A 16,450-nucleotide genomic window follows, 5' to 3' on the forward strand; every position below is an offset into this window, starting at 1 on the left:
GTTGTGGGCCATCGCGGCGAGGGTCAGCCAGGCGGCGTTGGCCGGGAACCGGCCCGAGGGCATGTGGGCCAGGGGCCCGTCGATCAGGTCGGCGAATAGTTGCTCGATGATGGCGTGGGCTCGGTGGGTCAGGTCGGCTTCCACGGTGGACAGTTCGGCGTCGGTCAGGAACGCGTGGTGGCGCCAGGTGGGGAATAGTTCTTCCTGTCCGGCTGGTGCCGGGTTTTCTCTCGGACACGGCGCACGACCAGCCGCGCGGTGATCTTGTGGCTGCTGGTTTCGAACGCGGTGTAGACGGTTTCGGCGACTTCGGCGTCGGAGATCCACTGCCCGGTGTCGTCGTCCTGGACCGCGCCGGGGTAGCGCACCGGCGTCCACGCTGATTCTCCGATGTCGTCGATCGCGGCCCGCAGTTTCGGGTTGGCCTGCAGTGTGACCGAGAAGTTCACGCCTGCCTTGCGGCAGGCCGAGACCACCGGGCCGGAGCCGAACGCCGAGTCGGCGCGTACCAGGATCTGACCGGTCGCCCCGCACGCGCGGGCGGTGGAGATCGCCTGTTTCACCAGGGACGCGGCGGCGCGGGCCGAACCGGCATTACCGCCACGCAACCGTGTGGCGGCGACCACCGGGGCGGCCTGCGGGGTGCTGATCGCGGCGACCAACGGTGACAGGCCACGAAGCCGCACGTTGTAGCCGCCGACCTTCGCGTGCCCGAACGCCGCGCCCTGCTTCGCGTGCCCGTACACGCGACGCAACAGCGAATCCACATCCACATAGGCCAGCGTCCCGGCACCGGGTAACAGCGGTGTCCGGGCGGCCAGGGCAGCCAGCAGGTCCCGCGCGGCGGCCTCCAACTGCAGCGTGTGACCCCAGGTGAAGAACCGCAGGAACGATCCCAGTGTCGACGGTGCGTACACCCCGTCGAACAGGGCACCCATCCCGCCATGGCGCAGCACGTCCAGATCGGTGATGCTGTCCGCGCCGGCAGCCATCCCGGCCACAATCGCCGCGGCTTTACCTCCAGCGTTGGCTCCGGTCGACAGGTCAGGGCGTACCCGCCGGGCGACCAGGCCAGCAAGGTCCACCTGCTCGGCCAAGCGCATCACCGGGACCAACCCGGCACACGACACCAAATTCGGATCATCAAACACCGCGTCCACGCCGCGGCGGCCATGCAACAATCGCACCTGACAGATGCCCTCTCGACCAGGCTGATGGAAGCTTCGAGAACTCCCATTCTCCCAGGTCAGAGGGCATCTTCTTGCCTACCGCGCCGACGCAACCCGATGCCTATCGGTGGATTCAGGCTTAGGGCGCTTCGCTGCTCACTTGGACGGCGGCGGTGACGGCGATCGGGACACTCTTCGCGGCGATGGGCTCCGGGCTGCTGGAGGGTGCCGGTACTGCTGTGCGCCGTGAATCTCCCCGGTCTGAATCGGCGGGATGTGGTCATCGGCTGACCGGTGGGGACTTTCGGCCCTGCCCTGTCTGGGTCACAGCCTGCAACGGTGAAGGAACGCTACGAGTCCGGAGGTTCTGCCATGACCAGGCCAGGAGAAGACGTGACCCGTGCCGAGGCGCGAACGGCCCTGGAGATTGCCGCCCGGGCCTCGCTGCGTGCTCCATCGGTGTTCAACACTCAGCCTTGGAGGTGGCGTCTCAGTGGCGAGGTCCTGGAGCTGTCGTCCGACCCGGGCCGCCGTCTGGGCGTCACCGATGCCGAGGGTCGACTGCTCTTGCTGAGCTGCGGTGGAGCACTGCACCACGCTCGAGTCTCATTGGCGGCGGCCGGATGGTGCGCAGAGGTGGACCGCTTACCCGAGGAGAAGCACCCTGACCTGCTTGCCCGGATCCGTGTCCCGGGTCGCACCACGCCGGACCCGGACGCCGGGGAACTGATCGCCGCCATCAGCCGGCGCCGCACCGATCGCCGCGCCTTCGGCGACCGCCCGGTGTCCGAGCGAAGCCTCACCCGCTTGCGCCGGCTTGTCGAGGCTCAGGGCGCCTATCTGCATCTCGTGCCCGATGACCGGGTGCCGGAGCTGGCCATCTCGGTCGACGAGGCCGCCGACGCCAACCACTTCGACCTGGCCCACACCAGCGAGCTCACCGACTGGACGCATCGACCGGCCTGGACCGCCGACGGTGTGCCGCCTACGACCGCCGTCGAGCCCAGCCTTCGGCGGGTGCCGGTTCGCAACTTCCTGCCGGACGGCTCGCCCGGTTTGCTGCCCGGCGCCGATCACGACGAAGGCGCCGCGTACGTCATCATCTTCGGCACCACCGATCAGCCGGTCGATCTGCTCCGCGGCGGGGAGGCGATGTCCGCGCTACTCCTGCGGGCAACCGCCGACGGCCTGGCGACCGCTCCCATCAGCGAAGCGGTCGAGGTTGCCTGGCCACGGCGCCTGCTCGGCCGCCTGCTGTCCGGGGTGGGAGAGCCCTATCTGGTTGTTCGGCTGGGCTACGTCGAGGCGACCGACCCCGTCCCTCCTTCACCGCGCCGTGCGCCCGCCGACGTGATCCGCATCGAAGACTGATCGCACCGACTTTCGGCGGGTTCCGAGATCGTCCGGCAGTTGCTCCGCGCCGGACGACCTCACCGCGGAATCGCGGGTCCACAGCCAGCCCGCCACGAGTTATGCGCCACCACTTGCGAAGACACCTGCACGTGAACGACGAGCTGACGTCGCGGCGGTGAACGCGACACGCGGAGGGGACGAGACCGACAGGCTGGCGGCGGCCCCGAGCTCGGAGCCGCCGCCGACGGGAGCCAGCTGTTTACTTCGCTGCGGTGTCCAGCGACCAGTTACGAACCTCCGGCATGTCTTCCAGGTGTTCGATCACGTACGCCTCGTGGCGCTTGAGCTGTGCCTCGCACCACGCCTTCAGATCGGCGGCGCCGCGGGGCAGGCGGTGGGCGTTGTTGATCGCGTCCATCACCAGGTGGTAGCGCGACGCCTTGTTGCGGACCGTCATGTCGAACGGGGTGGTGGTCGTGCCCTGCTCGATGAAGCCACGCACCCGGAAGCGGTCGGCGTCGGGCCGCCCGTGCACGAGCTGGTGGATGGCGCCCGGGTAGCCGTGGAAGGCGAAGACCACGTCGACGGTGTCAGTGAACAGTTCGGTGAACTGGGTTTCGCTCATGCCGTGCGAGTGGTCCTTCTGCCGCGGCAGCGTCATCAGGTCGACGACGTTGACGACCCGGACCTTGAAGCCGGGGAGCCGGTCCCGGAGAATCTGCGCCGCGGCGACGGTTTCCATGGTGACCACGTCGCCGGCGCAGGCGAGCACGATGTCGGGATCGCTGCCGTCGTCGTCGGTGCCGGCCCAGTCCCAGACACCCGCACCGCGGGTGCAGTGCTCGATGGCCTCGTCCATGGTGAGGTACTGCAGCTGCGGCTGCTTGTCGATGACGATCAGGTTGACGTACGACCGCGACCGGAAGCAGTGATCCGCGACCGACAGCAGGGTGTTGGCGTCCGGCGGCAGGTAGACGCGAGCCACGTCGCCGCGCTGGGTGAGCACCACCTGGATCAGGCCTGGGCCCTGATGGGAGAAGCCGTTGTGGTCGTTGCGCCACGCCGTAGAGGTGAGCAGCACGTTGAGGCTGGGCACCTTGGCCCGCCAGGGCAGGTTCTTCGCCTCCTGCAGCCACTTACCGTGCTGCACGGTCTGGGACGCGCTCACCATCGCGAAGGCCTCGTAGGTGGCGAACATCCCGTGTCGGCCGGTCAGGTTGTAGCCCTCGAGCCAGCCGTGGCAGTTGTGCTCGGACAGCACCTCCATCACCCGGCCGTCGCGGCTGGTCGCCACATCGCCGGGGCCGACACGCTCCATGAACGCCCGGTCGGAGACCTCGAAGATAGCACCGAGGCGGTTGCTGTTGGTCTCGTCGGGGCAGAACAGCCGGAAGGTCTGCGGGTTGCGGACGTAGATGTCGCGCATCATCTCGCCGAGCCGGCGGGTCGACTCGGCATGCTCAGTCGCCGGCTGCGTCACCGGGAAGGCGTAGTCGCGGAAGTCAGGCAGGTCGAGAGCGCGGGTCAGGACGCCGCCGTTGGCGTGCGGCGAGGCGCTCATCCGGAGATCGCCGGCGGGCGCCTGCTCGCGGATCAAAGCGGTCGGCGCTCCGGTCGCGTCGAAGAGCTCCTCGGGGCGGTACGACTTGAGCCACTGCTCGAGGATCGCCAGGTGTTCTGGGTTGTCGCGCACGCCGGACAGCGGCACCTGGTGCGATCGCCACGTGCCGGTGACGCGCACGCCGTCGACTTCCTCCGGTCCGGTCCAGCCCTTGGGCGAGCGGAGGACGATCAGTGGCCAGACCGGCCGGGTCCCGTCCCATTCGCCGTTGCGTGCCGCGGTCTGGATGGCGCGGATGCGGCCCCAGGCCGTAGCGAGCGCTTCGGCGAACCGGTAGTGCATGCCGGGCAGGTCCTCACCGGAAACTTCGATGACGTCGTAGCCGTGACCGCGCAGCAGTTCCCGCACCTCGTCGGCGTGCTTGCGGGCCAGCACGGTGGGGCCGGAGATCTTGGCGCCGTTGAGGTGCAGGATCGGCAGCACAGCTCCGTCGCGGGCGGGGTTGATGAACGACACGCCCTTCCAGGAGCCCTCGAGCGGGCCGGTCTCGGCTTCACCGTCGCCGACCACCGCGATCGCCAGCAGGTCCGGGTTGTCCATGACCGCGCCGAACGCGTGGACCAGCACGTAGCCGAGCTCGCCGCCCTCGTGGATCGATCCGGGCGTCGTGACCGAGACGTGGCTGGGGATGCCGCCGGGGCTGGAGAACTGGCGGAACAGCTTCCGCACGCCGTCCTCGTCCTGGGCAATCTGCGGATAGATCTCCGAGTACGTGCCCTCCAGGTAGCCGGCGGCGACCAGCGCCGGGCCGCCGTGGCCGGGCCCGGCCAGGTAGATGGCCTGCTGGCCGGTGTGCCGGATCAGCCTCGACACGTGGGCGTAGATGAGCGACAGGCCCGGGCTGGTTCCCCAGTGTCCGAGCAGCCGGGGCTTGATGTGCTCCGCGGAAAGGGCCTGGCGCAGCAGCGGATTCGCCTTGAGGTAGATCTGCCCGATGGTCAAGTAGTTGGCGGCCCGCCACCACGCGTCGAGGCGGGCGAGCTCGGCCTCGTCGGGTTCGGCCAGGGTCTGCAGCAGGTCGGACACAACCGCGGTCACGGCGATTCCTTTCGGCGGATCTTTGTCGTTGTGTCCGACCGTAGGGCGCGGGCGTGTCGCGCTCGTAGTCGGAAGCCAGCGCCGGTGGGACCTTCGGCCCTACGAGGCGGGACGGGTTACGAGGAACACCGGGTAGTCCTCCGCGATCGCCTCGAATGCCTCGAGCGGGGCATGCCGATCGACCGGGATGTGCGGTCGCGCTCCGGGGGCCTTCTCCAGGTAGCGGCGCAGAATCGGCGGTTTGTCCGGCACCGCTACCTCGCTGAGATGGATGCTCTCCCTGCGCCCGTGGCTCAGAACAGCGTCGCCGCCTGCGGCACGCACGTTTGCGACCCAGTTGGCGTCGTTGCCGAGCATGGAGACCAGATACTCCCGGCCTTCGTATCGGGCAACCACGAGCGGGCAGGACACCATTCGGCCCGTACGCCGCCCACGCACCTCGAGAGTCGCCCAGTTGGACGGCACGAGCAGGCCGGCCCGGAACTGGATAGCTGAGAAGCGATTCATCAAGCGGGCCAAGCCCTGCGGGCGTCCGCCACGGTACATCCAGCGCTTCAAGGAATCTGTGAGCAGCATCGTCAATCTCCCGGGTAGGCGTAGACCTCGATCAGTCGATGCCGGGCGTGTTGCAGGCGGTCCGTCACCACGTCCAGCATCCGGCCGGTCAGTTCCTGTCCGGGCTCGGCGTCTTCGGCGATCAGGTTGCGAACTCGCGCGGCGTCGAACTCGAGGGCGCGGATGTCCTCGGCAACGATGGCGCCGAAACGCCAGCGGAATGGCGGCCGCATCCACGACCAGCCGACCGGCGCGCCGGCACCGACACGCTCGACGACGATGTTGCCGTGGCCCGGAACGGAGAAGTCGACCGCGACAGCGCCGGAGTGGAGCAACCAGAATTGCTCAGCAGGCGCGTCTTCGCGGCACAGCCGGCGCCCGGCAGCGAAGTACACCGGTCGCCCAGCCACGGCGAGCCGATGCAGCCAGTTCGACGGAAGGTCGGCGACGAAGTCATGCATGGCGAGCAGTCGAAGACGCTCAACGACGGCATGGCGCTCTCCCATGGTGGGCGCGGGGCCCGGTGGCGGCCAGGCCCCGCGCGTGTTCAGGCGACGATGAAGACGCTGGCGCCGGTGGTGTCCGTGTCCTGGAACGCGACGTTGAACTTGTCGATCACGTCCACGACGCCGGGGACCTGCCGGGTCAGGCGGATCGCCATGTTGGCGGTCGAGCGCCGGTCGATCGGCCCGGTCAGCCTCACCACTCCTTCGGCCACGGCGACGTCCACCTGTTCGGAGCCGTCGGGCAGCAAGACGTCGAAGACGTTGCGGCAGATGTCGGCGCTGATCTCGTCGTCCGGCCGCAGGTGGACCTTGAGCAGATCACCGCGGGAGACGATGCCGATCAGCCGGCCCAGATCGTCGACGACCGGCAACCGCTTCACGTGCTCGACGTCCATGACCCGGGCGGCGGCCGCGATCGGCGTCCCGCTGAGTGCCACCACCGGCGGGCTGCTCATCAGGTCGGCGGCGGTGGCGGCGTGTGCCTTGGCTCGCTCGCCCCGGCGACGGCGTCCCTCGAACAGTCGAGGCGCGTCCTCACCCGCGTACTCGATCTTACGAAGCAGATCCGCCTCGGAGATCACGCCGGTCACGTGCTCGAACCCGTCCACGACCGGTACGGCACTGAAGCGCCGGCCGATCAGCAGATCTACCACTTCGCGGTAGGTCGCCGTCGGCTGCACCGACACGACCGCCTTGGTCATTACGTCGTCCACTCTCCACGCCGACATGGCAGCCTCCTCGCTACGTACCTCTCACGGTAGAAGTCCGACCCGCCACCGGTCAGGGCCGAAAGACCTGACGCAGACGTGCCACCAGGTCAGGCTCTGACCGGCTCCGCTGAACGACCGACCCGCTCAGCCCGCTCCTTGATGCCGCGGAGCATCCGGCGCTCCATGATCAGACTGCCGGGAGCCATCATCACGTCGTACAGCAAGCGGGCGGCCCGGCTCGTTCCGGGCGGGGAGATGCGGTTGCGGCTGATCAGGCGTGTCCCGCCCTGGTCGGGACGCAGATCGAAAATCCACACCCAGGCGCCGTCGGCGGAACGGAAGGCCAACGTCTTCGCGTGATCGCAGATCTTCACCTGCATGGCCGGCCCCTTGGTACCCAGCGGCAGACTGTCGCCGACGCCCAGGCGCTGGAACTGCGGCAGGATCTCGTCGGCGCTGTGCATGTTCAGCCCGAAGAGGTTCTCGATCCAGTCGTACGTGTAGGCACCTCCACGGCCGCTGCCCATTTGCACCAGCCACGGCCACACTGCCTCCGGGCCTGCGTCAATGGTGATCGCGCGGGTGGAGACAAGGCCGGCATCCGGCAGCAGTTCATCGCCCGGCACGGGCCCGGACGCTTCCTCGGGCGTGGCGCCCCAGGTGACATACCGCCGACGGGCCCACGGCGACAACGCCACGGCCAAGCCCGCACCGATCACGAGGAGTCCGGTTCTCATCGCGACAACACCACCTTCAGCGCGCCGGAGCGTCCGGCGTCGGCGAACACGTCGTACGCAGCCATGAACTCGTTCAGGCCGAAGCGGTGCGTGACCATGTGCCCGAGATCAAGCTGTCCCGCGACCAGCATGTCCAGCAGTCTCGGGGTGGAGTAGGTGTTGACCAGGCCGGTGGTGATGGTGACGTTGCGGATCCACAGGTCTTCCAGGTGCAGGGTGGCCGGCGCGCCGTGCACGCCGATGTTGGCGACTCGGCCTCCGGGCCGGACCAGCGTGGTGCACAGCTCGAACGTCTGGGGTGTGCCGACCGCCTCCATCGCCACGTCGGCGCCGAGGCCGCCGGTCAGTGCCCGCACGGTGTCGAGGGCGTCGTCCGAGCCCACGAGAACGGTGGTGTCGGCGCCGAAGACTTTCGCTGCCTGTAGACGGCTCTCTGCTTTGTCGATCACGACGATGTGCGCGGGCGAGAAGAGTCGCGCTGTCAGCACGGCGGCGAGCCCGATCGGCCCGGCACCCACGATGGCCACGGTGTCACCCGGCCGGACGTGGCCGTTGAGCACACCGACCTCGTACGAGGTGGGCAGGATGTCGGCCAGCAGCACGGCGGATTCGTCGTCGACCCGGTCGGGCAGTTTGTAGGTGGACAGGTCCGCGAACGGGATGCGGGCGTACTCGGACTGCACCCCGTTCACAAGGTGGCCGAGGATCCAGCCACCGCCACCGCGGCATTGGCCGTACGCTCCTTGGCGGCAGTAGCGGCAGATGCCGCAGGCGGAGATGCACGAGGCCAGCACCCGGTCACCGGGTGCCAGTCCGGCGACACCGCTTCCGGTCTCGACTATCGTGCCGACCGCTTCATGCCCCAGCACCGTGCCCTCCGTGACCTCCGGCACGTCGCCGCCCAGGATGTGCAGATCGGTGCCGCAGATGGTGACCGCGTCGACTTGGATGATCGCGTCGCGCGGGTCTTCGATTCGGGCGTCCGGGATCTCCGTCCACGATCGGACGCCTGGTCCGCCGTACACAAGGCCTCTCATGACGTTCCCCTTTCTCGGTCTTCGTCTCCACGCTCGTCCGGCCGGGGTCTGTCGAGTAGGGGCGTCCGGCTCTACAACGGGGGCCGTCGGCCGGGCTACCAACAAGGAAAGGGAGAGGGGTGCGACCGGCGATGACCAGATACGTCTACGACTTCATCGAGGGGAACAAGGACCTCAAGGACCTGCTCGGCGGCAAGGGTGCCAACCTGGCGGAGATGACGCGGATGGGGCTGCCGGTGCCGCCCGGCTTCACCGTCACGACCGAGGCATGCCGTGACTACCTGCGCACCGGCATGATGCCCGAGGGGCTGCTCGGCGAGGTCGAGCGCCACCTGCACCTCATGCAGACCCGCACGAGCAAGACCTTCGGAGACGCGGACGACCCGCTGCTGTTGTCGGTGCGGTCCGGCGCCAAGTTCTCGATGCCCGGGATGATGGAGACGATCCTCGACATCGGCCTCAACGACGCGAGCGTCGCGGGCCTCGGCCGGCAGAGCAACGACGAGCGCTTCGCATGGGACTCCTATCGGCGCTTGATCCAGATGTTCGGCAAGACCGTGTTCGACGTGCCCGGCGAGGAGTTCGAATCGGAACTGGCCGCAGCCCGGTCGACGGCGGGTGTCCGCACCGATGCCGAGTTGAGCACCGCGCAGCTGCAGGACCTCGTGTACGCCTACAAGAGGGTCTTCCGGGAGCACGCCGGCCGCGACTTCCCCCAGGCATCGCACGAGCAGCTGTTCCTGTCCATCGGCGCGGTCTTCCGGTCGTGGAATGCCGAACGCGCCACGCTGTACCGCCGGCAGGAGCGCATCCCGCAGGACCTCGGCACCGCGGTCAACGTGATGGCCATGGTCTTCGGCAACCGCGGCGAGGACTCCGGCAGCGTCGTCGCCTTCACCCGCGACCCGGCCACTGGCCGGCGCGGCGTGTACGGCGACTACCTGCGCAACGCCCAGGGCGAGGACGTGGTCGCCGGCATCCGCAACACGGTGGGCCTGGCCGACCTCGCCACCATCGATCCGGCGAGCCACACCCAGCTGCTGTCGATCATGCAGCGGCTCGAGCAGCGCTACCGCGACCTGTGCGACATCGAGTTCACCATCGAGAACGGCAAGTTGTGGATGCTGCAGACCCGCGTCGGCAAACGCACCCCTGCTGCCGCGTTCGTCATCGCCGCGCAGCTGGTCGACGAGGGCACCATCACCCTCGACGAGGCCCTGCAGCGGGTCACCGGCGAGCAGCTCGCCCTGCTGATGTTCCCGAGCTTCGACACCGCCGCCGCTCCCCCGCCGCTGACCATCGGCGTGCCGGCGTCTCCGGGTGCCTCGGTCGGCGCGATCGTCTTCGACTCCGCCGCCGCGGCGGCAGCCACGGGACCGGTCATCCTGGTCCGCCGCGAGACCAATCCCGACGACCTGCCCGGGATGATCGCCGCCCAAGGCATCCTGACCAGCCGGGGCGGCAAGACCTCACACGCCGCCGTGGTCGCCCGGGGCATGGGCAAGACCTGCGTCTGCGGCGCCGACGAACTGGTCATCGAAGGCGACACCGTCACCGTCGGGGGCCGAACCCTGCACGCCGGCGATGCCATCTCGATCGACGGCACCAGCGGCAAGGTCTATCCGGGTTCGGTGGCCGTGCGGCCCTCGCCGGTCGTGCGCTTCTTCGAGGGTGAACTCACCGCGCACGGCGACCCGCTGCTCTCCGCGGTGCAGCGGCTGATGATCCACGCCGACCACACGGCCCGGCTGGACGTGCACGCCAACGCCGACACCGGAGCCGACGCCGCCCGCGCGCGTCGCTTCGGCGCTACCGGCGTCGGCCTGTGCCGCACCGAGCACATGTTCCTCGGCGAGCGCCGGCAGCTCGTGGAGCGGCTGATCCTGGCCGACGATGACGACGAGCGGGACGGCGCGCTCGCGGCACTGCTGCCGCTGCAACGCGCCGACTTCGAAGAGCTGTTCGCCGCTATGGACGGACTGCCGGTGACCGTGCGCCTGATCGACCCGCCATTGCACGAGTTCCTGCCGCCGCTGGAGGAACTGACCGCCCGCGTGGCCCGGGCCGAAGCGCTCGGCGAAGACGCGGGACGCGACGCCACGCTGCTGACTGCAGTGCGGCGGATGCACGAGCAGAACCCGATGCTCGGCCTGCGCGGCGTGCGGCTCGGCCTGGTGATCCCCGGCCTGTTCGCCATGCAGGTCCGAGCCATCGCCGAGGCAGCGGCCAGCCGTGCGACCGCGGGCGCTGACCCGCGTCCCGAGATCATGGTTCCGCTGGTCGGCGCCGTCCAAGAGCTTGAGACGGTACGCGCGGAAGCCGAGGCGATCCTCGCCGACGTGCCGGGTGCGCCACCGATCCTGATCGGCACCATGATCGAGGTGCCGCGGGCTGCCCTGACCGCAGGGCAGATCGCCGTGTCGGCCGAGTTCTTCTCGTTCGGCACCAACGATCTGACCCAGATGACGTGGGGCTTCTCCCGCGACGACGTGGAGGGCGCGTTCTTCGGCCGTTACATCCAGCTCGGTGTCTTCGCGGTGTCGCCGTTCGAGACCATCGACAGCGACGGCGTCGGCGAACTCGTCAGCATCGCGGTCGAACGCGGCCGGGCCACCCGGCCCGACCTGACCGTCGGCGTCTGCGGCGAACACGGCGGCGATCCCGCCTCAGTCAGGTTCTTCCACACCGCCGGGCTGGACTACGTCTCCTGCTCCCCGTTCCGTGTCCCGGTCGCACGGCTCGAGGCCGGACGCGCCGCGACCGGAGCGACCGGCTCGGACAGCCGATAGGAGGCACGGCGATGACGACGACTTCGGTCCGGCGCGGCGACCGCGAGATCGGCGCCTACATAGACGGCCGATTCGTGCCGGCCATCGATGCCACCACCGTTGCCGTTGCCGCTTTGGCCGCGGCGGCGGTGGCCACCGCCGGAGTCTCGGTCGGCCTGGCGCTACGACGGCGCCCTGCGATCGGCACGGTGACGATGGGTCCCGGCAGCTGGATCAGCCTCAAGCGCACCGGTCGGCCGCCGCTGCGCGCTGCCTCGGCCGGACGGCCGTGGTGGGCGCACCTGCTGCGCGCGCACCGGCTTGTCGAGCAGCGCTGAGAAGTCCCGCGTACCGAGGTCGATCGGTCCTACGGCCCTGATCTGCACGGGACGAGGCTCGAGCTGAAGACGAATGAAGGAGGACGTCATGCGTGCAGCCGTGGTCACCGGCTTCGACCAGCCGCTGGAACTCAAGGAGGTTCCGATCCCGGAACCCGGCGCCGGGCAGATTCAGGTCCGGATCGAGGCGAGCGGCCTGTGCCACACCGACATCCACGCCGCCCGCGGCGACTGGCCGGTCAAGCCCACCCCGCCGTTCATCCCCGGCCACGAAGGCGTCGGTATCGTCGAGAAGACAGGTGCCGGCGTCACCGAGCACAGGGTGGGCGACCGGGTCGCCGTTCCGTGGCTCGGATACGCCTGCGGCACCTGCGAATACTGTGTCACCGGGTGGGAGACGCTGTGCGAGTCGCAGCGCAACACCGGGTACGCGATTGACGGCGGGCACGCCGAATATCTGATCGCGGACGCCCGCTACGTCGTGGCTGTCCCCGCCGGTATCGCTCCGGCCGAGGCGGCGCCGCTGACCTGCGCCGGAGTCACCACGTACAAGGCGGTCAAGGTCGGCGGGGTCACGCCGGGCGACCGGGTGGCGATCTTCGGCATCGGCGGGCTCGGCCATCTGGCGCTGCAGTACGCGCAGATCTTCGGCGGCGAGACCATCGCCGTTGGCGTCACCGAGGAGAAGCTGGCCCTGGCCAAGCAGCTCGGTGCCGCCCACGTGATCAACGCCGCCACCACCGACCCGGTCGCGGCGATCGAGGCCCTCGGCGGCGCGGACGTCGCCGTGGTGCTGGCCGCCGACCCGAAGGTGCTGGAGCAGGCGCACGCCTCGCTGCGCCGTGGCGGCCGGCTGATCCTCGTGTCGCTGCCGAAGGACAACGCGATGTCGCTGCCGATCTTCCAGACCGTGCTCAAGGGCATCCAGGTGATCGGCTCGATCGTGGGCACCCGCGCCGACCTCGCCGAGGTGTTCCGGCTGCACACGTCCGGACGCACCCAGGTCTTCTCCGAGACCCGGCCGCTTACAGAGATCAACGACGCCATCGAGGAAGTCGTGGCCGGCCGGGTACCGGCTCGCCTCGTGCTCATTCCCTGACCAATCCCAGGGCCGACGAAATCGCGCCAGTGGCCGACGAGATCGCGCCCGCACCCGGAGGTCCCGGACGGTCCCCCGCCCGGGACCTCCGGCCCTAACCGGCCGGAGCGCGCTCGGCAAGGCTGAAGAGAGACGAAGGAGGGGCCATGGTACGGCCAGTCGCAGGGGCAGCTGCGCTGTCTGCTGACCGGTGGGGACCGCCTGCGCCTGACAGACGGCCACCCGCTGAACCGTTTCGTCAACCATTACGGACCGACGGAGGCCACCGTCGTCGCCACGTACGCCGACATCCGCCGGGACGCCACCGGCGCCGTGCCGATCGGCGTACCGGTCGACTCGGCTCGGCTGCTGATCGTCGGAGACGAGGGCGAGGTGGTCGACGACGACCGGGTGGGTGAGCTGTTCATCGGCGGATCCTGCTTGGCCCTCGGATACCTGAACGACGCGGCAGCGACCCGGAGCCGTTTCACCACGGTTGCGGGGCAGGCCCGCCGGTGGTACCGCTCCGGAGACCTCGTGCGGCGCGACGCCGCCGGCGACCTCCACTTCGTCGGTCGGGTCGACCGGCAGATCAAGGTCAACGGGGCACGGGTCGAACCGGGTGAGGTCGAGTTCGTCCTTCGCCAGCATCCGCTCGTCGCCGACGCCGTGGTCGACATGGACGCCGGCACCGGGCACCTTGTGGCCTACGTGACCCTGGTCGGCGCCGGTGTGGAAGGGCCGGGCGACGCGGAGTTCCGGCGGCTCATGGCGGCCCGCCTTCCGGCCCAGATGGTTCCCAAACAGTTCATCGTTATCGATGCCATGCCGCTCACCCCGCACGGAAAGATCGACACTCGCTCGCTCGCCCGACGCGGCTGAACCGGCCGCGCCCGACGTCCGGCTCCGGGGTTGACCGGCCCGTCACGGCGAAAGGACAGTGGACCGAGGGTTCGGTGTGTGATCATTCAGCGATGTCCAGCACCCCCGAACCGTCCGTACGTTTCGTCCCTCTCCCCCCGTCGTGCTGCAAGCCCTCCTGAACGGAGAACTGGCCGCCGCCCGCGCCGCCGCCGGCGTCCCCCTCACCGACTGGTTCGTCTCCGACGACATCACGTGGCTGTGGCAGATGCGCCTGGACCAGATCGCCGCTGATCGGCGTGCCGCCGACTGGGTGGCCTGCGCCGCGGTCGCCGTCCCCGACGAGACGGTGGGCGGGGTGGGCGGCTACCACGGACCGCCGGACAGCGCCGGGATGGTAGAGCTCAGCTACGGGGTGGACCCGGACTGCCGCCGTCAAGGCTACGCTCGGGCGATGGTGCGGGAGCTGCTGCGGCGCGCGGCGGGCGAGCCGGACGTGTCGACGGTGCGGGCGAGCATCAGCCCGCAGAACGCCGCCTCGCTCGCCACCATCGCGGGCTTCGGTTTCGAACACGTCGGTGAGCAGTGGGACGAGGTCGACGGTACGGAATTCCTGTTCGAACGGCCCGCCGTCTGACCTGACGGGACACCGGCCGCCCGGGGCGCGCCGCTCCCGGGGCCGGCGGGTCGTTCCCGCCGGCGCCGGGAGGGTCACCGTCCGTAAAGCTCGAACTCGTAGAGCGAGGAGCCGTACGAGGTGGCCCGCTTGACCGCAGCCGCAGCCGCAGCCGCAGCTTCGGCACAGTCAGGTCGGGCGCCAATCTGCCCACGCCGGAGTACACGGGTTGTCCGCTGGCAGTACGGGCGCCTGGAAGGGCAACGGCGTATCCCGGGATCATCTTGGCGTCGGTGCTGCTGCGCCTGAGCCGGACCAGTACTCCTGCCTCACGTAGGCCGGCGAAGATCTCCTCCTCCGAGCCGGCTGCTGCCACTGCCCTGCGTACCCGGCGGCGTAGCTCACGGGGTCTGAACGCGGCCGGTACGGCGGGCCTTGCTGACCTCGACGGGGCGGGTTGGCGTGGGTGGTGCGGTCAGCCAGCGGGACCCGGCGGTGCAGGTTGTAGCGGCCCGCGACGTTGTAGGTGGCCTTGACGCAGCGCGGGTAGTCGTTGCGCATCCAGTTGGTCCGCCCGTCCTCGCGAACCAGCGTGGCGACGATGTGCACGTGATCGTCGGCGTGACGCATGGCGATCCAGCGCAGACCCGGATCGGTGGCGGTGGTGGCGATACCGACCTCGGTGAGCATCTGGTTCCCCGTGCTCGCCCAGGTCGAGTCGCTGTCGGTGCGGCGATCAGAGAGATCACCTCGTCGAGCCGGGCCACGGCGACCGCACAGAGCCCTGGGCGTGCTCGGGTGCCGCGACATCTGGTCACAGGTCGTTGCCGGCGTAGGACAGGTTGAAGCTTTTGTTGGTGAGTGGGAAGTCCGGGACGATGGTGTCGGCGAGGGCGACGGGCAGCGCAGGCCAGTTGAAGAATGACGGATCGACGATTTTGACGCGGGTCAGGGTGGCATCAGGGTCGAGTTCGACGCGGTGGACGATGGTGCCCCGCCAGCCTTCGACGATGCCCACCCCGGATACCGGTTGCTCGCGCACCGGCCCGGTACGCCTGATGGTGGCCGTTGCTGGGGACAGGGTGGGCAGCAGGGCGTCGAGGATTGCCACGGATGCTTGAATCTCGTCGGCCCGGATGTGGAAGCGGGCCAGAACGTCGCCGTCGGTTCGGACCGGGACGGTGACCTCCCCCAGGTTGGCAAGGGGGTGGGCCCGGCGGGCGTCGTGGGTCTGGCCGCTGGCGCGGGCGATGTAGCCGAGGGTGCCGATGTCGGCCGCCTGCTGCAGGCCGAGGACCGCGGTGCCGGTGAGCCGGTCGCGCACGACGGTGTGGTTCAGGGCACTGTCAACAATCTCGGCGATGTCGTCGGCGACTGCCTTGATGGTGGCGGGATTTGGTACGGCGCGCAGGGAGGTACCGCCGGGGAAGATGGCGCCGCGCAGCAGTCGGTGTCCGGTGGTGCGCTGGTTGAGGCGCAGCAGCCGTTCGCGGATGCGCTGGGCGTGGGCGTAGGCGATGCCGTAGCCGACGTCGTTGCAGATGGCGCCGATGTCGGCGATGTGGTTGTGTAGGCGTTCCAGTTCCAGCAGTGCGGCTCGGGCGCGTTGCGCTTCGGGTGGGACCGGGCAGTCGAGGGCGTCTTCCACGGCGAGGCTGTAGGCCAGGGCGTGTCCGACGGCGGTGTCTCCGCTGACGCGCTCGGCGAGGCCGACTCGCTGGTTTGCGGGATGACCTTCGAACAGTTTCTCGATTCCTTTGTGGACGTACCAGAGGCGGGCTTTGAGTTTGAGGACGGTTTCGCCGACGACGGAGAAGCGGAAGTGGCCGGGTTCGATCACGCCCGCGTGGACGGGGCCGACGGGGATTTCGTAGACGCCGGGGCCCTGGACGATGACGAACGGGAACGGTTCGCTTTCGGTGAAGGGTGGGCGGGGTTCAGCGTCGTGGCGCATGGGGTGCCAGCCGGTGGGCCAGTGGGGGTGTCGTATCAGGCGGAGGGGCAGTGGAGGGGGTTGGGGCTGGCTCTTATACACATCTCCGAGCCCACGAGACGCGCAGTAA

16 protein-coding genes are annotated in these 16,450 nt (G+C 69.3%); 7 read left to right on the top strand and 9 right to left on the bottom strand.

The window, feature by feature from the left end:
* Nucleotides 1–164: 164 nt before the first annotated feature.
* Nucleotides 165–1,187 (bottom strand): IS1380 family transposase, encoded by a 1,023-nt coding sequence (locus DLJ59_RS07835; protein ID WP_341869571.1) that lies wholly within the window; start codon nucleotides 1,185–1,187, stop codon nucleotides 165–167.
* Nucleotides 1,188–1,541: 354 nt separating this feature from the next.
* Here DLJ59_RS07835 and DLJ59_RS07840 point away from each other — a divergent pair, with 354 nt between their 5' ends.
* Nucleotides 1,542–2,540: an Acg family FMN-binding oxidoreductase gene (locus DLJ59_RS07840; protein ID WP_124771843.1), complete on the top strand. Its 999-nt coding sequence runs from the start codon at nucleotides 1,542–1,544 to the stop codon at nucleotides 2,538–2,540.
* A 241-nt stretch (nucleotides 2,541–2,781) separates the two neighbouring features.
* Here DLJ59_RS07840 and DLJ59_RS07845 read toward each other — a convergent pair whose 3' ends face one another.
* The 6 genes from DLJ59_RS07845 to DLJ59_RS07870 form a co-directional block, all read right to left on the bottom strand.
* The gene (locus DLJ59_RS07845) at nucleotides 2,782–5,181 is read right to left on the bottom strand and encodes a phosphoketolase family protein (RefSeq protein ID WP_089020095.1); all 2,400 of its coding nucleotides are present in this window, start codon (nucleotides 5,179–5,181) and stop codon (nucleotides 2,782–2,784) included.
* Nucleotides 5,182–5,280: 99 nt separating this feature from the next.
* The gene (locus tag DLJ59_RS07850) at nucleotides 5,281–5,757 is read right to left on the bottom strand and encodes a nitroreductase/quinone reductase family protein (RefSeq protein WP_231930193.1); all 477 of its coding nucleotides are present in this window, start codon (nucleotides 5,755–5,757) and stop codon (nucleotides 5,281–5,283) included.
* A 2-nt stretch (nucleotides 5,758–5,759) separates the two neighbouring features.
* Entirely contained in the window at nucleotides 5,760–6,197 is a 438-nt protein-coding gene (locus tag DLJ59_RS07855; RefSeq protein ID WP_244235893.1) for a Crp/Fnr family transcriptional regulator, read from the bottom strand.
* 86 nt (nucleotides 6,198–6,283) lie between these two features.
* Nucleotides 6,284–6,970: a CBS domain-containing protein gene (locus DLJ59_RS07860; RefSeq protein ID WP_244235894.1), complete on the bottom strand. Its 687-nt coding sequence runs from the start codon at nucleotides 6,968–6,970 to the stop codon at nucleotides 6,284–6,286.
* 89 nt (nucleotides 6,971–7,059) lie between these two features.
* Nucleotides 7,060–7,650 (bottom strand): SRPBCC family protein, encoded by a 591-nt coding sequence (locus DLJ59_RS07865; RefSeq protein WP_244235896.1) that lies wholly within the window; start codon nucleotides 7,648–7,650, stop codon nucleotides 7,060–7,062.
* A 35-nt stretch (nucleotides 7,651–7,685) separates the two neighbouring features.
* On the bottom strand, nucleotides 7,686–8,726 hold the full coding sequence (locus DLJ59_RS07870; RefSeq protein WP_124771846.1) for a zinc-dependent alcohol dehydrogenase family protein: 1,041 nt from the start codon (nucleotides 8,724–8,726) through the stop codon (nucleotides 7,686–7,688).
* Between the two features lie 131 nt (nucleotides 8,727–8,857).
* On the opposite strand from DLJ59_RS07870, the gene ppdK reads away from it, so the two are divergent.
* The 5 genes from ppdK to DLJ59_RS07895 all read left to right on the top strand — a co-directional run bounded on the left by ppdK (nucleotide 8,858) and on the right by DLJ59_RS07895 (nucleotide 14,408).
* Nucleotides 8,858–11,515, top strand: coding sequence for a pyruvate, phosphate dikinase (gene ppdK, locus DLJ59_RS07875; protein WP_124771847.1), 2,658 nt, complete (start codon nucleotides 8,858–8,860; stop codon nucleotides 11,513–11,515).
* 11 nt (nucleotides 11,516–11,526) lie between these two features.
* Nucleotides 11,527–11,832 (top strand): hypothetical protein, encoded by a 306-nt coding sequence (locus DLJ59_RS07880; RefSeq protein ID WP_124771848.1) that lies wholly within the window; start codon nucleotides 11,527–11,529, stop codon nucleotides 11,830–11,832.
* A gap of 88 nt (nucleotides 11,833–11,920) precedes the next feature.
* Complete coding sequence (locus tag DLJ59_RS07885) at nucleotides 11,921–12,931, top strand: alcohol dehydrogenase catalytic domain-containing protein (RefSeq protein WP_124771849.1); 1,011 nt, start codon at nucleotides 11,921–11,923, stop codon at nucleotides 12,929–12,931.
* Nucleotides 12,932–13,102: 171 nt separating this feature from the next.
* A complete protein-coding gene (locus tag DLJ59_RS07890; RefSeq protein WP_279635733.1) occupies nucleotides 13,103–13,792 on the top strand; it encodes an AMP-binding protein in 690 nt (229 codons plus the stop codon).
* A gap of 142 nt (nucleotides 13,793–13,934) precedes the next feature.
* Nucleotides 13,935–14,408: a GNAT family N-acetyltransferase gene (locus DLJ59_RS07895; RefSeq protein ID WP_208648590.1), complete on the top strand. Its 474-nt coding sequence runs from the start codon at nucleotides 13,935–13,937 to the stop codon at nucleotides 14,406–14,408.
* 258 nt (nucleotides 14,409–14,666) lie between these two features.
* On the opposite strand, the gene DLJ59_RS07900 is transcribed toward DLJ59_RS07895, so the two are convergent.
* Both DLJ59_RS07900 and DLJ59_RS07905 read right to left on the bottom strand, forming a co-directional pair.
* On the bottom strand, nucleotides 14,667–15,077 hold the full coding sequence (locus DLJ59_RS07900) for a hypothetical protein (RefSeq protein WP_124771851.1): 411 nt from the start codon (nucleotides 15,075–15,077) through the stop codon (nucleotides 14,667–14,669).
* 124 nt (nucleotides 15,078–15,201) lie between these two features.
* Nucleotides 15,202–16,035, bottom strand: a complete 834-nt coding sequence (locus DLJ59_RS07905; RefSeq protein ID WP_208648591.1) for a hydrogenase large subunit — start codon at nucleotides 16,033–16,035, stop codon at nucleotides 15,202–15,204.
* Between the two features lie 21 nt (nucleotides 16,036–16,056).
* Between DLJ59_RS07905 and DLJ59_RS36880 the strand changes: the two genes are divergently transcribed.
* On the top strand, nucleotides 16,057–16,450 hold a 394-nt coding region (locus DLJ59_RS36880), incomplete at its 3' end, for a hypothetical protein (RefSeq protein ID WP_208648592.1).

It is taken from the genome of Micromonospora inaquosa (genome assembly GCF_003857055.1).
In the GTDB taxonomy this organism is placed as follows: Bacteria; Actinomycetota; Actinomycetes; order Mycobacteriales; family Micromonosporaceae; genus Micromonospora; species Micromonospora inaquosa.